Below are 16,136 nucleotides of genomic sequence, written 5' to 3'. Positions count from 1 at the left end.
TGCCGGTTGGCTCTCCGGCATCGGGGCCGCTTTCCGGAGCGGTGACTTGCGCTCCTCCTGTTCGCATCCGAAAGGTCTTTCCATGACCAATCTGTTTGCGCGCCTGGCGCTGGGCGGGTATCGCTGGATCGGCACGGCGATCTATCCGCTGATCGGGCCTTATCTGGCCGTTCGCGTTGCCAAGGGCAAGGAGGATTCCGCCCGCCGCCGCGAGCGTTACGGTTTTGCAAGTGCTGCGCGCCCACACGGACCACTGGTCTGGTTTCATGCGGCAAGCGTCGGCGAGACCATGGCCGTGATACCCTTGATCAAGGAAGTCCGCCGCCGCGGTATTTCCGTCGTCCTGACCACCGGCACCCGGACCTCGGCGAAAGTGGTTGCCGAGCGGCTCGATTCCTCGGTTATCCACCAATACGTACCCCTCGATTTCAAGCCCTCGGTTAGCCGTTTCCTCGATTACTGGGAGCCGGATCTGGCAATCATCGCGGAATCTGAAATCTGGCCGATGACCATCCTTGAGCTTGGTAGGCGCCATATTCCTCAAGTTCTGGTCAATGGCCGGCTCTCGGACCGAACCTTTGCCCGCTGGAAAAAACGGCCATCGCTGGCCGACGCGCTGTTTGAAAATCTCGCGCTGGTCATTGCCCAGTCCGAAGTTGATGCCGAACGGTTCCGGACACTGGGCGCTCTGCCGGTCATGGTTTCGGGCAATCTGAAGGTCGATACCGACGCGCCGCCGCATGATGCGCAAGCGCTGAAGCACTACCAGCAGCAGATCGGCACCCGAAAGACCTGGGCAGCGATCTCGACCTTCGAAGGCGAGGAGGCCGCCGCCGGCGTCGTTCACCGCGCCCTTAAAGAACGTACCGGCCTGCTGACGATCATCGTGCCCCGGCATCCCGAGCGGGCCGATGCCATCGAGGCCATGCTGAATGCCAAGGGGCTGACGGTGGCACGGCGCACCCGCAACGATCCGCTGACACCGGAAACCGATGTTTTCCTCGGCGACACGATCGGCGAGATGGGGCTCTATCTACGATTGACCGAGGTGGCCTTTGTCGGTCGCTCGCTGTTTGCCGAAGGTGGCCAGAACCCGTTGGAGCCGGCCATGCTCGGCTGCGCCATCCTGTCCGGCGGCAATGTCCAGAATTTCCGCGAGACCTACCAGATGCTCGCCAAGAATGGCAGCGCCAAGATCATCCGCGATGTCGAGATGCTGGCCAAGGGGGTCAACTATCTACTCGTCAACGACGACATGCGTCGCTCGATGATCGATGCCGGGGTCGAAACCGTGCATGAAATGCGCGGAGCCCTGACGGCGACGATCAAGGGGCTTGAACCCTATATCAACCCGCTGACCGTGAAAGCCAGGCTGCAGCCGCGCAGCGATGCCTGATCGGTCGAACACCTGCCGAGACGCCAATGACCCCTGAAACGACCATTGCAGGCATCCTGTTCGACAAGGACGGAACCCTGCTCGACTACGCCAAGAGCTGGGTGCCGGTGAACTACGAACTGGCCCGCATCGCCGCAAATGGCGACGAGGCATTGGCGCGCAGGCTGCTGGTCGCCGGCGGCATGGATCCGGACAGCGGCTACGTCACGCCCGACAGCCTGCTGGCCGCAGGCAATACGGTCGAGATCGCCACGGGCATGGTCGAGGCCGGGGCCCCTATACGGTCGAAGCGTTGCGCGAAAAGCTCGATTACCTGTTTGCCAATTCGGCCGCCCTGGCGGTGCCGGTCACCGATCTCGCCACCTTCTTCGCCGGCCTGCATGTCAAGGGGTATCGTCTGGGTGTTGCTTCCAGCGACAACGAACGCTCGATCCGCGAGACGGCCAAACGTTTCGGGTTCGATGGCTATCTGGACTACGTCGCGGGCTACGACAGCGGCTTCGGCACCAAGCCGGAACCGGGCATGGTACTTGGCTTTTGCGCAGCAACTGGCCTCGAACCGCATCAGATTGCCGTTGTCGGCGACAACAACCATGACCTGCATATGGGCCGCAATGCCGGCGCGGGCCTCACCGTTGCCGTTCTGACCGGAACCGGCTCACCGGAGTCGCTCTCTGCAGCATCCGATCACTGCATCGCCGATATCACCGGGCTGGAAGCGATTCTGGGTGAACGGACGTCGAGATAACCGCTGCTGCAACTGTCCTTTCCGTGAAAGTGGGCCTGCGGGCGGAACCTTGCTGATCGCTGCCAGTTAATAGGCATTGATCTGAAGGAGACGACCCATGGCAGAATCCGAACTTCGAGCCGGCTTCACCGGCGCCCCCGAGATCCGGACACGATATCCGCCCGTGCGACAGAGGCGGCCCATTCTGTGAAAGAGCAGGCCTTGTCGGTGAAGGATGCGGCGGTCGAACACCCGCACAGCCTGACGATGGTCTTGGCGCTGGCGGGCGTGGCAGGCTATATGATCGGGCATTTTACCGGCTTCCGCGCTGCAGAGCGTCAGTTGACACCGCCGCAGCCGCCGCGGCGCCGATATTGGTGATGCCCATGCAGGACAGACCGACACATGACAGACCGACAAGGGCACGTCAGCAAAGGGGCGCGCCATGCACCCTGGCGGAATTCAAGCAGCGGTACAATCTTGGCGACGAAGAGGCGCTGGACCTTTTCACGCGTTTTGGCCCTTCCGAGATAGAGCTTGATCTCCTGATGACGGCAAAGGGAAAACGAAAGGCCGCCAAGGAACCAATGGGCTGATCGCGCGTTCCTTCCTCGAACATGAAAGGAACCCATCATGAGCCGCATTATCTATATCGTAGGACTGGTCGTCGTCGTTCTCGCCGTTCTTTCGTTCTTCGGACTTCGTTGATCGAGAACTGACCAGACATACCTCCAGTCACAATAAACCCGAAAGCTGACCGCTTTCGGGTTTATTGTGTTTGCAGCCTGTGGAAGCATCAGTTCTGGAACAGTTGCACCAGAAGTGAAGGCGCATTGTTGGCGATGTTGAGCGCCTGCACAGCCAGTTGCACTTGCGCTTGGATGGCCTTCAGCTTGGTCGAGGCATCGTTCATATCGGCATCGACCAGCCGGCCCACGCCTTTTTGAATCGTCGCCGACAGCGTCCTGTTGTAGTCGGTCTGCATGTCGATGCGCATGCTCAGCGAACCAAGCGTGGCGGCGCGGTCGGTGAGGGTTTTCTCTATATTGTCGTAGCGCGTCAGAAGCATGTCGGTCGCGTAGGTCACAAGATCATCCGGCACCTCTCCCATATGCGAGGCACTGAACATGTCGTCGGTCTGCGCGCCGTTGGCAAAGGCGATCTGGGTGCGACCGTTGAAGGCCGGAAGCCAGGCAGTGGTCTTCAGCGGGTCTTCGTGCGGCACGCCGTCGGTCTCGCCATCCGCCTGCGGATTGCCGATAAGTCCGTTCTGGTTTGAAATCGTCCCGTCGGCGTTTTTATAGCTGGCGGGGCCGAACAGGTTGAGGTTGCTGTCGCCATAGATGTTGATCAGACCGATCCTGCCCTTGGTGTAGCTGGAAACAATACCGCCAAACACCGTATTTGCATCGGGCGGTGTCATCTCCATGTACTTCAGGGTGCGGCCATTGCCATCGACATAGGACTGTTCGGTATAGTTGAGTTTGCCGGGCGCCAACAGATTGCGGCCATTGAAGGAGGCGGATTCTGTTACCGAGATGAATTGCTTTTCCAGTTCGTAAATTTCCGAACTGACTTTGTAGCGATCAACCCCCATCCCCTTCATCATCATAACCTTGGCCTTGATCTCGGAGGTGATGTCGATGAGGTTTTCCATCGCTTCATAGGCGATATCGACCACTGCAGCACCCAATTCCAGCGCGTCGATAACGGCGCCGGTTGCTTTGTGGGTGTTGCGCATGTCGGTCGCAATCGACCAGTAGGCCGCATTGTCGGCGGCTTCACCGACCGCCATCCCGGTGGTCACGATATTCTGCAGCTTTTCATGCCGCGCATCATTATGGCGCAAAATCGCCAAGGCAGCGGTGGCTGCCGAGTTGAAGCTCATGGTGGTCATTTTAAGGGTCCGCTACGCAATACAAGAAGACGGAAGGCACGAAACTTGGTTAACCGACAGTCGCCGAGATTGGTTAAAACTCGGTATATCGCCGCGAGCGGAGTGTCGTCTTTCGATGGTCTGTCTGGCCCGGTGTGCAATGTTTCAGTCGTCCAATCAACGCGCCAGCAACGCTGGAATGCTTGCAATTCCCGGCGATCTGACGTTTTGTGACGTCGGTCCGTCAGGGCAGCATGGCGGGTAATCGCCGTTGAAAAGAAAAATATTTTTTGACGTCTTGCATGGCCAGCTTTGCGGTGCCGGCAAGGCCGGGGAGGCTTTAGGAAGACGCATGGTTTCGGATGCACCGCCGTTCTGGTGGACCAAGGCGGACTGGCGCGCCTACGCGCTCTCTCCCGTCTCATGGATTTACGGGCGAATCTCCGGCAGCCGCATGGACCGGGGCAAACGCACGTCCATCGCGGTGCCTGTTCTTTGTGTCGGCAATTTTACCGTTGGCGGTGCCGGCAAGACACCGACCGCAATCGCGCTGGCACGCGCCGCCAAAGCCAGGGGCTGAAACCGGGTTTTCTCAGCCGAGGTTATGGCGGTTCGCTGGATGTGACGACCGTGGTCGATCCGGCCCATCACCGGGCCCGCGATGTCGGCGACGAGCCGCTGCTTCTGGCGCGCGAGGCGCTGACCGTCATCTGCCGCAAGCGCGTCGAGGGCGCACGCCGGCTGGTGGCCGAGGGCGCAGACCTGATCATCATGGATGACGGTTTCCAGAGTGCGCGGCTGACCTTCGATTTTTCGCTGCTGGTGATCGACAGCCGGCGCGGCATCGGCAACGGTTATCTGATCCCATCGGGGCCGGTGCGGGCGCCGATTCCCCAGCAGATCCGCCATGCGTCCGCCTTGCTGAAGATCGGTCACGGCGACCGCGCCGATGCGCTGGTGCGCCGTGCCGCCCGTGCCGGAAAGCAGATCTATTCCGCCAATGTCGAGGCGCTCGATGACGGCAGCCTGAAGGATGTACCCGTGCTGGCCTGGTGCGGCATCGCCGACCCGGAAAAATTCTTCCGTACCGTTCGCGAAACGGGCGCCACCCTTGTGGAAACGCGCACATTTCCCGATCACCATCATTTTTCCGAGGATGAGATTGCCGATCTGCTGGATCGTGCGGCGGCGAACGGATGCCTGCTGGTCACGACGGCGAAGGACAGGGTGCGCCTGGAGCCTGGTCACGGGCGGGGCGGGGAACTCGCGGAAAAAAGCCGCGTGATCGAGGTCGAAATCCGTTTCGATGACCCGACATCACCGAGCAAGATCATTGACGCCGCGCTGAAGGCGGCAAAGGCGCGGCTGTTGCGATCACGCTGAAGCCTCAAGCCTTCTTCTGGTTCGGAAGGATGCCGGCGCGCTTGTTGGCCTCGAAGGAGGCTTCGGCGTCGGCATAGGGTTCCTGGCGGGCCACGCTCCAATAGCGCAGTTCATCGACTGGAATTTGCTTGCCGGTCACGGCGCAGGTGACGTGCGAGCCGGGAAGAACGATCTGGAAATCGCCATCGAGATAGCGGATCTTCGCCTCGCGATTGCCGCTGCCTTCAAACCGGTTCATCATTCTTCGTCCCCGCATCCTGTCCACCTGCTCCCGAAGAACCGCATAGCGTGTCGGCAGTGAAAATTCCAGCGCAATCGAAGGGGCCGTGATCCCTCGGTCAACTGCGCCCGAACAGCCGCTCGATATCGGAAAGCTTGATCTCGATATAGGTCGGCCGGCCGTGATTGCATTGGCCGGACCCCGGCGTTGCCTCCATCTGCCGCAGCAAGGCGTTCATCTCCTCCGGCCGCAGCCGTCGTCCGGAGCGCACCGAGCCGTGGCAGGCCATGGTCGCGGCCAAATAGTCGAGCCGGCCGGCGAGCCCGTTTGCCGTATCCCATTCGGCCAGTTCGTCGGCCAGTTGCCGAACGAGACCCGCCGCATCGATCTCGCCGAGCATGGCCGGGGTCTCGCGGACGGCGATGGCACCCGGCCCGAAGCGCTCGATGCCGAGCCCTAGCCTTGAAAAATCCGCGGCATGGCCGATCAGCCGGTCGCAATCGTCCTCGGGCAGATCGACGATATCAGGGATCAGCAGCACTTGCGCCGCAACGGGCCGTTCGTTCAGCCCCTTGCGCAGCGCCTCAAACACAAGCCGCTCATGCGCGGCATGCTGGTCGACGATGACCAGACCGTCGGCCGTCTGCGCAACGATATAGTTTTCGTGCAGCTGCGCGCGTGCAGCACCCAGCGGATGCTGCACCTGTTCCGCGGTCTGTGTCGCGGAAAATTCGGCGGCAGCCGCCCGCGCGGACGGGGTCGTCATCTCCGCAAAGGCTGCCTGCGGTGCCTCTCGAAATCCGGATTGCGAGGCGGTGGAATCCATCGGGCGATAAGGCGAGGTATCGGCGCTCCAGGGGCGTGCGGCGTTTTGTGTTGCCTGCTCCGGACGAAAGGCCCGCATCAGGCCGCTGGCACCGGTGGTCGAGGCGCGGTCACCCTCCAGTGCCATCGCCTGGCGGATTGCGCCGACAATCAGGCCGCGCACCAGTCCGGGATCGCGGAAGCGCACATCGGACTTGGCGGGATGCACGTTGACGTCGACCAGTTCCGGGTCGATGTCGATGGCCAGCACTGCAACCGGGTAGCGCCCCTGCGGGATGGTTTCGGCATAGGCCGCGCGAAGCGCTGACCAGATCAGCTTGTCCTGTACCGGACGCCCATTGACGAAGGCATATTGCTGCAGGGAATTGCCGCGATTGAAGGTCGGCACTCCGGCAAAGCCGGACAGCCGCACGCCTTCGCGCTCCGCATCGATCTCGATCGCATTGTCGCGGAAATCCTTGCCAAGCACCTGCGCAATCCGCGCCAGCCGGTCGTCGCCGGTGGCGGCGAATTCGAGCGTCGTTCGATCCGAGCCTGACAGCACGAAGCGCACCTGCGGGAAGGCGATGGCCATGCGCCGCACAACTTCGGAGATGGCCGAGGCCTCGGCCCGCTCGGTCTTCATGAAATTCAGCCGGGCGGGTGTCGCAAAAACAGGTCGCGGACCTCGACGGTGGTTCCCTGGTTGGCCGCCACCGGCCGCACCGGCTGAACCTTGCCGCCATCGACGCTGATTTCCGCGCCGTGACCGGCGCCGGCCGGGCGACTGGAAATCGTCAGCCGCGCGACGGAGCCGATCGAGGGCAGGGCCTCGCCGCGAAAACCGAGTGTGCGGATGTCGAGCAGGTTGCCGTCGAGCTTGGAGGTGCAATGGCGGCGCACAGCGAGTTCAAGATCGGTGGCGTCCATGCCCGAGCCATTATCGGTAACGCGCAAGAGCGTCTTGCCGCCGCCGGCCGTGGCGATCTCGATGCGCGTCGCCCCAGCGTCCAGCGCATTCTCGATCAGTTCCTTGGCGGCACTGGCCGCCCGCTCGATGACCTCGCCGGCGGCAATCTGGTTGATCAGGGTTTCGGAGAGTTGCTTGATGGGCATGGGTCGCATTCTCGGGGATTCGCAGCTCCATGAAAAGCAGGCGAGCGCCTCTATCCCCGCTTCTCTCCCTACACTTTCCGGGTGCATGCTGCAATTCAGTCCGTGCTAACAAAGTCGCCGGAATTTAATCAGCCTTTAACACAAAACTGCGACGTTCCGTAAGAACCTGAATGAACACGGGTTTTGTCCATCGGGAAGGACGACGCTGCTGGCCGTCGTCAGGTTTGAGCCCCGAAGGTGCCGTTTCGGCAATATGACCAGCATGTTTCCTATGAGCGGCTCCGCGGGGGCGATATGAGGGTCATGGTATGAGCGATGTAGCGTCGACCGGCGCGCACATCCAGAAAACGGTACTCGACGTGGCTTCGGACGCGTTGGGCCTTGCCATTCTTGTCTGTGACAAGAATGACGAGATCGTCTTTGCCAGCCGTCACCTGCTGCAATTCTATCCTGTTTCCCCAGCACTTCTTCAGCCCGGCACACGGCTCAGGGATTTCCTTGGCGCTGTGTTTGATTCAGGCGTGCGCAACGGCACGGTCCCCGAAAGCAGCCGCCGGCGATCCAATCGCGATGAGTGGATTTCCGAGCACATTTCCTTCCATTGGCGCGAGCGTTACGAGACCGTTGAGCGGATCGGTCGCCAGCGCTGGATCAGCGTGCGCAAGCGGCGTGTTTCGAGCGGTCTGGGCATCGTTGCCATCACTGATATTTCCGAGCAGAAGAAGCGCGAAGAACAGGTGCAGACTGATCTCGAGCGTGTCGAACTCACGGAAGGCATCCTCGACTGCATGCCCAATCCGATGTGCGTCAAGGATCGGAACCTCAATTATATCGCCGTCAACAAGGCGTTTTGTTCTCTCCATGGGATGAGTGCCGAAACCATTCTGGGGCGCTCCGTCTGGGATTTGTTGGAGCCGGCGCTTGCCGAAAAATTTGAACAAAGCGATCGCGCCGTGATCGAGACCGGCGTGAGCTTTTCGCTTCCGGAACAACTCGTGCGCGCTGACGGCGAAGACATCTGGGTTGTCACCCGCAAGTACCGCGTTGGTGAAGCGGGAAAACATCTGCTTGTCACCTGCATGAGCGACGTCACCGATATCGTGGTCTGGCACGACGATGTCCAAAGCGCGCCGCCGCGCAAGATTGGCTTGAAGGTCAAGGACTACGACGTCTTCGAGCCGGGGCAGAATTGCTATGACCCGTTTCGGGCGCTGGATATGCAGCATCTGGTCGAGGCGGGACCGATGCTCGAGGAGCGCCCTCAGGCCCTGCGCCACGTGTTGGTCGCCACTTCCGATCCCTCTTTGGAAAAACGATTGCTGTCGAAGCTGCGGGAATGGCAGTTCGATGCCGGAGCGATTTCGAACCTCGGCGAACTCGTCGCGCTGAAGGAAGCCGTCGCCGCAACGGATCTGACGGTCGATCTTCTGCTGATCGACGCCGGCATGGCCGGTGCGAAGGAGATTGAAACCGGTTGGGATACACTGCCGTCCTTGTTGTTGCCAACGGACTGGACGGAAGCGCAGCTTCATGCGGATATCCTGTGCATCAGCGACATGGCCTCCGATGCAGCCGATGCCGCGCCGCTCGCGGCAGAAGACTGGGATATCGTGGTGAGTCCTGAAACATCGCCTGAAAAACAACATTCCGATGTCGAGGTCGTCGTGGCCGAGGACAACGAGATCAACCAGTTCGTCTTCGCCCAGATTCTGGAAGGTCTCGGCATATCGTACCGCATCGCGGCCAATGGCGAGGAAGCTGTTGCCCTATGGCAGAAGCACAAGCCGAGCCTCATTTTGATGGATGTCGCGATGCCTGTCATGAATGGCTTCGATGCCGCCCGCACGATCCGCGAGGCCGAAAAGGCTTCCGGCACCCGGACGCCCATTGTTGCTGTTACAGCACAGGCGCTGGAGATTGATATCGAGGGCAGCCGGGCCGCCGGTATGGACGACTACATCACCAAGCCGATTAGCCCTGACATGATCGAAACAGTCTACCGCACCTTTGTACCTGTATTGCAGCAACGGGTGGCCGTTTCGGCGTGAAGGGAATTCTTGGAAGAACCGTTCATGGCATGGAGTGTCAACCCCGAGAATTGGGGAGGCTGCTACCGGAAGTGGGGGCGTAATGCTGAGGAAATGTTAACCTCCGAAAGTGCATCGTCGGAACCGAAAAGACCACATGTGTCCAATGCGGGAATGCGCGATGAATACTGCTGATACGCTGTCTCAGCACCTCAGCCGAAGCGATCTCCAGGTCATGGCCTATACGGATCCGCTAACCGGCCTCGGCAATTCATATAGCTTGCGCGACAAGGTGCGCGAGATTGCGACCGAGCGCGCCAGCGACCCGGCACCCTTCACCATTGGACTTGCCAATCTTGACGGCTTCAAGCCTATCAACGATCTTTTCGGTCCGGAAGCCGGCGATGCCATTCTCTGTCAGGTCGCCAACCGGCTTTTGGCCTGCGTCCCCGATGGAGCAACGGTCATCCGCCACGGCGGCGATGAATTTGCCTTCGTATTTCCCTTGGTTTTCGAGCGAAAGGCCGCCGAAAAAATCGGAAGCATGCTGAAGGAAGTGCTGTCTGCACCGTTCGATCTCGGCGAGCGCAACGTGCGTCTCTCCGCGTCTTTCGGTTTCGCCGTCTATCCCTTTGCCGGCGAAGATTTTGTGGACCTGCTGAAAAGCGCCGATACGGCCCTCTATCGGTCCAAGCGGCGCGGTCGTGGCCAGATTACGGTCTATTCTCGCGAAATTGCCCAGGAAATGAAACGGGCAACGCAACTTGAGCAGGCTCTGCGTAACGCGATCATAGCCGATGAGGTCGATGTGCATTTCCAGCCGATCGTCAATCTCAAGGATGACAGCGTCGTCGGTTTCGAAGCACTGGCACGCTGGTGTGATGCCGATCTCGGTTATGTCTCCCCTGCCGTTTTCGTGCCCCTCGCCGAGGAGCGCGGCTTTATCGACATGCTGTCGGAAGCGCTTCTACGCAAGGCGGCGGAAGCTGCGCTGGCCTGGCCGAAAGAACTTTTCCTGTCCTTCAATCTTTCTTCGGCACAGCTGATGGATCCATCCACCAGTGCCAATGTCCTCTCGATTATCGGCCGAGCCGGGCTCGATCCACGGCGTCTCGAGCTGGAAATCACCGAGACGGCCGTCATGACCGATGAAAACGTCGCGCAGAAGATCGTTACGGAACTTAGGGCTGCTGGTGTGCGCATTTCGCTGGATGATTTCGGCACCGGCCAGTCCAGCCTTGGGCGCCTGCGCGATTTCTCCTTCGACAAGGTGAAGGTGGATCGTGCCTTCGTGTCCCGCATTTCGCAGGATCGTGCTTCCGAGCATATCGTCAAGGCAATCGTTGCCATGTGCGAGGGTCTCAATCTCGAAGTCGTCGCCGAAGGCATCGAGGAATTTTCTGAAGCACTGAAGTTGAAGGCCCTCGGCTGCGGCATGGGGCAAGGCTATTTTTACGGAAAACCGGTTGATGCCGTGGCTACTCTGCGTTACCTCGCGACCAAATATGACAGCATCGACGCCGTTGCCGCCGCAGGCTGAGGCTATCGCTTTTCTCGCGTTTTCCGTCCTTCTTCCAAAAGCCAGTCCCGCACGCGCTGGGCCTGAATGTTGAGTTCGCGTGAGCGTGGCCAGACAACATAGAAAGCCAATCCGGTCTCCAGGACATGGTCGGCGACCGAAACCAGGGCGCCCGATTGCACCTGCCGCTCGATCAGATGTTGCCACCCAAGCGCGATTCCGTCTCCCGCCAGCACGGCCTGGACCACTAGGACGTAGTCATTGATCGCCAGCCGTCGCGATTGCGGGGGATAATTGAGACCGGCGCTGGCAAACCATTCGGGCCAGTCGCAGGCTTGCCGCACCGGTTCTTCCAGATGGATAAGACGATGGCGCAGAAGGTCTTCAGGACTGTGCGGCATGCCGTTGGCGTCAAGGAACGCCGGACTTGCAACCGCGCTGATCACCTCGGGCGCAAGCAGAGCGGCGTGATATTGCGGCCAGTTGGCCGGATCGCCGCCGCGCACGCCAAGCGGGATCGGCTCATCGTCGAGATCAAGATCGCGCACGCTGGTCTGGATGCGAAGGTCGATCTCCGGTAAGTCCTCGCGCAACCGGGTCAGTCGCGGCAGCATCCACATTGAGGCGAAAGCGGTGGAGGCAGCCAGCGTCACATTGGTCTCACGGCCCTTGGCGCGGATGTCCTCTGCCGATTTCTGGATGCGCGACAGGCCGATTGATACGTCCGCGTGAAATTTCTCACCGGCTTCGGTGAGTTCGACGGCGCGGTGCACCCGGTGAAACAACGGCACACCAAGTTGGTCCTCCAGGCCGCGCACCGCGTAGGACACCGCAGCCTGCGTCATGCCAAGCTCGTTGGCGGCGCGGGTGAAGTTCTGGTGCCGACCGGCCGCCTCGAAGACGATGAGGCTGGAGGCGGACGGCAGGAGGCGGCGCAGGGTTTGCATAAGCCTTGTTTATAGCATGCCTCGATTTTTTCCAGCGTTACAAAGCGGTCTTTCCAAAATACCGTCCGTTTCAATCATGGGAGAGAAGTGATGGAAGCAGTTGCCGCGACGGACATCGAAACAGGACGACGGACGCGCGGATCAAGGCCGGCACGCCGGGACGGATCGGCGAAGATCATCGGCGTTCCCTATATCGCCCGCAACATTCCGCCCTACGATATCCTGAACGAGGAGAACCTGCAGAAGATCGAGCGCGTCGCTGATCGCATCCTGTCAGAGGTCGGCATCGAGTTCCGTGACGATCCGATCTGTTTGGACTATTGGAAAAAGGCGGGTGCCAAGGTGGATGGCGTGCTGGTGCGCTTCGAGCCGGGCATGCTGAATGAAATTGTCTCCACAGCGCCTCAGCAATTTACCCAGCATGCTCGAAACCCCGCGCACAATGTCGAGATCGGCGGCAAGAATGTGGTGTTCTCCCCAGCCTACGGCTCGCCCTTCGTCATGGATCTCGACAAGGGCCGGCGCTACGGCACGCTGGAAGATTTCCGCAATTTCGTCAAGCTCGCCCAGTCGAGCCCGTACCTGCATCATTCCGGCGGAACGATCTGCGAGCCGGTCGATGTTCCCGTCAACAAGCGCCATCTCGATATGGTGTACAGTCACATCAAATATTCCGATCGCGCCTTCATGGGTTCGATCACAGCGGAGGACCGCGCCGAGGATTCGATCGACATGGCCCGCATCGTCTTCGGTCGCGATTTCGTCGACCAGAACTGCGTCATTCTCGGTAACGTCAACGTCAATTCGCCGCTGGTTTGGGATGGCACGATGACGAAGTCGTTGCGCGCCTATGCACGGGCCAATCAGGCGGCGGTCATCGTGCCGTTCATTCTCGGCGGAGCCATGGGGCCGGTCACCAATGCAGGCGCGATCGCACAGTCCTATGCCGAAACACTGGCCGGCTGTGCGCTGACCCAATTGGAGCGCCGCGGCGCTCCCGTGATCTTCGGCAATTTCCTGTCGTCCATGTCGCTGCGATCGGGCTCGCCGACCTTCGGCACGCCGGAACCGGCGATCGGCTCTATGGTGATCGGGCAACTGGCGCGGCGTCTGAAGCTGCCGCTACGCTGCGCCGGAAACTTCTCCAATTCCAAGCTGCCCGATGGGCAGGCCATGGTCGAGGGCACGATGTCGATGCTGTCGGCCGTCCATTGCGGCGCCAATTTCATCCTGCATTCGGCTGGCTTTCTCGACGGCCTGCTCGCCATGTCCTACGAGAAATTCATGATGGACGTCGATCTTTGCGGCGCTCTGCATTCCTATCTCGCTGGCGTCGTCGTCGATGACAATTCGCTGGCGATGGACGCCTTCCTGCAGGTTGGGCCGGGCAGCCATTTCCTCGGCTGCGACCATACGATGAAAAACTACCAGACGGCCTTCTGGGACTCGAACCTGTCGGACAACGAGCCGTTCGAAAAATGGAGCGAGGAGGGCGGTTCGACCGACATCGCGACCCGTGCCAATAAACGCTGGAAAAAGACGCTGGCCGAATACGAAGCACCGCCTCTGGATGTGGCAATCGATGACGCTTTGGCCGACTATATGGAACGACGCAAGAGCAGCGCGGCGGATGCCTGGTACTGAGGGAGACGGGTGGTACCTCTCCCGCACGACGCTGTGGTGTTCTGTCTAGGCTTTGCACAACAAAAAGGGCGGCCCCGAAGCACCGCCCTTTCATATAACTGCCGTTGGCAGATTATTCAGCCGGTGCCGGCTGTACGCCGGTAGCTGGTGCAGCACCCGTTGTCGAGGTCGACGATGTGGTCGACGTATCGACCGGGGTGTTGGCGTTGGTTTCAGCCATCTGCTGAGCCTTGGTCTTGAATTCCGGCGCTGCCTTCAGCGTATCGGCGGTTTCAGCCGTCGTCAGCTTCAGGTCATCGGAGTTCGGGACTTCAGCAACCGCGATCGTGTCGAGCGGAACGGCAACGTTCTTTTCACCGATGCCGAGGAAGCCGCCGACGCCAATGACAGCTGCTTCAACCGAGCCATCCTTGGTGAAGATCACGTCGTTGATCTCGCCGATGCTTTCATCAGCCGAGTTATAGACGGACTGGCCGATATAGGTGCTGGCGGCGATCTGGTCGTCGGCCTGCTCGGTCAGGTAATTGGAGCCGGTGGCAGGTGCCGCCTGTGCGGCTTCACCGATTGCTTCCGGAACGACAGCAGGCGTTTCGCCCGTGGTCGTCGAAGGCTGGGTTTCCATTGTCTGCGGCTGGGTGGTTTCCTGCGCAAAGCTCATCGGTGCGAAGGCAGTCATGCCTGCGAAAAGAGCACCAGCGGCAACGGAAGCTACGAGTTTCTTGGTCATGTCAAACTACCTTTCAAATTGTTTATCGATCAGGCGCAGCGTGATTTTGTGGTCCAGTGCTGCACCGGTGATGCCCAAACAACGTGAGAGGACCGGATCGGTTCCGAAAAACTAAATCAAAAATTTTGGAACTTTTTAGCGTTTTAGTGCGGGCAAAATCGGAGAAATGCTGTTTTTGACAGAGGAAGCGGACACTGGCGTGTTCCCGCCAGCATCCGTTTCAAGGGCATTTACAGCCTGTATGCCGGCTCGAACCGGCCGTTGACTGCAATGCCGAGATCGAAGGTTTGGCCGGCAAGCGGATCGGCGGCGCGGGCGGCACCGTCCATGTCCTGCCAGGCAGAGGTCACCATCAACCGGTCGGCCCTGGCGCCTATGAAGGCCGGGCAACTGGATTGCGTGGCCGGCACCACATAGCGGCGCAGTCGGGTTCCGTCCGGGGCATAGACATCGACGGCACCTTGGCCCCAGCGCGCATTCCAGATCAGCCCTTCCGCATCGCAGACCGAGCCATCGACATCGCCCGGCTCGCCGCTCTGGTCGCTGAACAGCGTTGCCTCGCCCGTCGGCAGGCCGGTTTCCGGGTCGAGCGGCACCTGCATGATATGGTTGACGGCGGAATCGACGAAGTAGCCGGTTGTTCCGTCCGGCGAAAAGCAGATGCCGTTTGGGATCGAGATGTTGCCGAAGAGTTTGGTCACAGTACCTTTGGCGACATGATAGATCGCCCCCGCCTGTTTTTCCGCCTTGCGGCCCATGGTGCTCACCCAGAGACTTCCGGATGCGTGCATGCGCCCGTCATTGGAGCGGTTGCCGGGTTTGTCTTCGAGCGTCGCATGGGGGCTCAGTTTGCCGGTCGTGATTTCACGGATGAACAGGCCCTGATCCGAGGCGATCAGCTGCCGGGTGGCATCGATCGCTGCAAGCACGCTGCCGAGAAAGGGCAGGGGTGAACCTGCTTGCGGCCGCTCTCAAGGTGCAGCTCGTGCAATGCCTTGCCCTTGATGTTGAACCACCAGGCCGTGCCGGTCGCCGGATCGAAGCTCGGACCTTCGCCGAGTTCGGAGGGGAATTGCACAGGGTCGTGCCTGCAAACGGGATGATCTCTGCCATGTCAGGCTCCATAAACTGCATCATAGGCCGCGATCGTCACGCGGGCGCGCTTTGCAACCTCGGATGCGTCCATGCCCGCCTTGTAGAGGCTGGAGCCGAGGCCGAAGCTCTTGACGCCGATCTTGGCATAGTCGGCAAAATTGCTCTCCGAGACACCGCCAACAGCGGCGATTTCCAGTTCCGGTGGCAGCACGGCGCGGATGGCGGAGATACCCGAGGGCCCGAGCACGCTGGCCGGGAAGAATTTCAGGCCCGTTGCGCCGGCCTTGGCGGCGGCAAGCGCCTCCGTTGGCGTGAACACGCCGGGCATGGTGATCATGCCCTTGGCGGCAGCAAGCGAAATGACGGACGGCTCGACATTCGGGCTGACCATCAATTTGCCGCCGACGCCATCGAGCTGTTCGACCTGCTCGGTGGTCAGAACCGTACCGGCGCCGATCAGGCAGCCGGCGGGCGCCATCTTAACGGCCGTTTCGATCGAGCGAAACGGGTCCGGCGAATTCAACGGGATTTCGATCGCGGTAAAGCCGGCCTCGATCAGCGCGCCGACCACGCCCTCCGTCTCTGCGGGTTTCAAACCACGCAGAATGGCGATCAGCGGATATTTCATCGTGGGAAAGGCAATGCGGGCCATGAT

At 60.5% G+C, this 16,136-nt stretch carries 11 protein-coding genes and 4 pseudogenes; 8 read left to right on the top strand and 7 right to left on the bottom strand.

Annotated features, from left to right (window positions below; translation table 11 throughout):
• Window positions 1-82 precede the first annotated feature (82 nt).
• The 4 genes and pseudogenes from waaA to P6U16_RS06135 all read left to right on the top strand — a co-directional run bounded on the left by waaA (window position 83) and on the right by P6U16_RS06135 (window position 2,719).
• Window positions 83-1,396: a lipid IV(A) 3-deoxy-D-manno-octulosonic acid transferase gene (gene waaA / locus P6U16_RS06150; protein WP_277703018.1), complete on the top strand. Its 1,314-nt coding sequence runs from the start codon at window positions 83-85 to the stop codon at window positions 1,394-1,396.
• Window positions 1,397-1,422: 26 nt separating this feature from the next.
• Window positions 1,423-2,144, top strand: a pseudogene (locus P6U16_RS06145) (HAD family hydrolase).
• 186 nt (window positions 2,145-2,330) lie between these two features.
• On the top strand, window positions 2,331-2,504 hold the full coding sequence (locus tag P6U16_RS06140; RefSeq protein ID WP_277703017.1) for a hypothetical protein: 174 nt from the start codon (window positions 2,331-2,333) through the stop codon (window positions 2,502-2,504).
• Window positions 2,505-2,509: 5 nt separating this feature from the next.
• Entirely contained in the window at window positions 2,510-2,719 is a 210-nt protein-coding gene (locus tag P6U16_RS06135) for a hypothetical protein (protein ID WP_277703015.1), read from the top strand.
• A 200-nt stretch (window positions 2,720-2,919) separates the two neighbouring features.
• Here the strand turns inward: P6U16_RS06135 and P6U16_RS06130 are convergent, their stop codons facing one another.
• Window positions 2,920-4,020: a flagellin gene (locus P6U16_RS06130; protein ID WP_277703014.1), complete on the bottom strand. Its 1,101-nt coding sequence runs from the start codon at window positions 4,018-4,020 to the stop codon at window positions 2,920-2,922.
• Between the two features lie 331 nt (window positions 4,021-4,351).
• On the opposite strand from P6U16_RS06130, the pseudogene lpxK reads away from it, so the two are divergent.
• Window positions 4,352-5,382: pseudogene (gene lpxK, locus P6U16_RS06125) on the top strand (tetraacyldisaccharide 4'-kinase).
• 4 nt (window positions 5,383-5,386) lie between these two features.
• Here the strand turns inward: lpxK and P6U16_RS06120 are convergent.
• Both P6U16_RS06120 and mutL read right to left on the bottom strand, forming a co-directional pair.
• Window positions 5,387-5,620 (bottom strand): DUF2093 domain-containing protein, encoded by a 234-nt coding sequence (locus tag P6U16_RS06120; protein WP_277703767.1) that lies wholly within the window; start codon window positions 5,618-5,620, stop codon window positions 5,387-5,389.
• A 100-nt stretch (window positions 5,621-5,720) separates the two neighbouring features.
• Window positions 5,721-7,522 (bottom strand): annotated as a pseudogene (gene mutL / locus P6U16_RS06115) (DNA mismatch repair endonuclease MutL).
• A 308-nt stretch (window positions 7,523-7,830) separates the two neighbouring features.
• On the opposite strand from mutL, the gene P6U16_RS06110 reads away from it, so the two are divergent.
• Both P6U16_RS06110 and P6U16_RS06105 read left to right on the top strand, forming a co-directional pair.
• Complete coding sequence (locus tag P6U16_RS06110; RefSeq protein ID WP_277703013.1) at window positions 7,831-9,570, top strand: response regulator; 1,740 nt, start codon at window positions 7,831-7,833, stop codon at window positions 9,568-9,570.
• Between the two features lie 160 nt (window positions 9,571-9,730).
• Window positions 9,731-11,089, top strand: coding sequence for an EAL domain-containing protein (locus P6U16_RS06105; RefSeq protein ID WP_277703012.1), 1,359 nt, complete (start codon window positions 9,731-9,733; stop codon window positions 11,087-11,089).
• 2 nt (window positions 11,090-11,091) lie between these two features.
• On the opposite strand, the gene P6U16_RS06100 is transcribed toward P6U16_RS06105, so the two are convergent.
• Window positions 11,092-12,015, bottom strand: a complete 924-nt coding sequence (locus P6U16_RS06100) for a LysR substrate-binding domain-containing protein (protein WP_277703010.1) — start codon at window positions 12,013-12,015, stop codon at window positions 11,092-11,094.
• Between the two features lie 90 nt (window positions 12,016-12,105).
• Here P6U16_RS06100 and P6U16_RS06095 point away from each other — a divergent pair, with 90 nt between their 5' ends.
• Window positions 12,106-13,659 (top strand): trimethylamine methyltransferase family protein, encoded by a 1,554-nt coding sequence (locus P6U16_RS06095; protein WP_277703009.1) that lies wholly within the window; start codon window positions 12,106-12,108, stop codon window positions 13,657-13,659.
• 112 nt (window positions 13,660-13,771) lie between these two features.
• Here the strand turns inward: P6U16_RS06095 and P6U16_RS06090 are convergent, their stop codons facing one another.
• From P6U16_RS06090 to P6U16_RS06080, 3 genes and pseudogenes are all read right to left on the bottom strand, one after another.
• Window positions 13,772-14,386, bottom strand: a complete 615-nt coding sequence (locus P6U16_RS06090; RefSeq protein WP_277703008.1) for a PRC-barrel domain-containing protein — start codon at window positions 14,384-14,386, stop codon at window positions 13,772-13,774.
• Between the two features lie 230 nt (window positions 14,387-14,616).
• Window positions 14,617-15,499, bottom strand: a pseudogene (locus tag P6U16_RS06085) (SMP-30/gluconolactonase/LRE family protein).
• 1 nt (window position 15,500) lies between these two features.
• Window positions 15,501-16,133: a 2-dehydro-3-deoxy-6-phosphogalactonate aldolase gene (locus tag P6U16_RS06080; RefSeq protein WP_277703007.1), complete on the bottom strand. Its 633-nt coding sequence runs from the start codon at window positions 16,131-16,133 to the stop codon at window positions 15,501-15,503.
• Between the last annotated feature and the right edge of the window lie 3 nt (window positions 16,134-16,136).

Origin of the sequence: Rhizobium sp. 32-5/1 (assembly GCF_029537235.1) — a bacterium.
Lineage (GTDB): Bacteria > Pseudomonadota > Alphaproteobacteria > Rhizobiales > Rhizobiaceae > Pararhizobium.
Note: the sequence above shows the minus strand (reverse complement) of the source record. Positions and strands in the feature narration are given on the sequence as shown.

Bases quoted from the DNA above. Each gene is read 5' to 3' on its own strand.
- P6U16_RS06095 (WP_277703009.1), top strand. From the start codon at position 12,106: ATGGAAGCAGTTGCCGCGACGGACATCGAAACAGGACGACGGACGCGC.
- P6U16_RS06080 (WP_277703007.1), bottom strand. From the start codon at position 16,133: ATGGCCCGCATTGCCTTTCCCACGATGAAATATCCGCTGATCGCCATT.
- P6U16_RS06120 (WP_277703767.1), bottom strand. From the start codon at position 5,620: ATGAACCGGTTTGAAGGCAGCGGCAATCGCGAGGCGAAGATCCGCTAT.
- P6U16_RS06100 (WP_277703010.1), bottom strand. From the start codon at position 12,015: ATGCAAACCCTGCGCCGCCTCCTGCCGTCCGCCTCCAGCCTCATCGTC.
- P6U16_RS06130 (WP_277703014.1), bottom strand. From the start codon at position 4,020: ATGACCACCATGAGCTTCAACTCGGCAGCCACCGCTGCCTTGGCGATT.
- P6U16_RS06135 (WP_277703015.1), top strand. From the start codon at position 2,510: ATGCAGGACAGACCGACACATGACAGACCGACAAGGGCACGTCAGCAA.
- P6U16_RS06105 (WP_277703012.1), top strand. From the start codon at position 9,731: ATGAATACTGCTGATACGCTGTCTCAGCACCTCAGCCGAAGCGATCTC.
- P6U16_RS06090 (WP_277703008.1), bottom strand. From the start codon at position 14,386: ATGACCAAGAAACTCGTAGCTTCCGTTGCCGCTGGTGCTCTTTTCGCA.
- P6U16_RS06110 (WP_277703013.1), top strand. From the start codon at position 7,831: ATGAGCGATGTAGCGTCGACCGGCGCGCACATCCAGAAAACGGTACTC.
- waaA (WP_277703018.1), top strand. From the start codon at position 83: ATGACCAATCTGTTTGCGCGCCTGGCGCTGGGCGGGTATCGCTGGATC.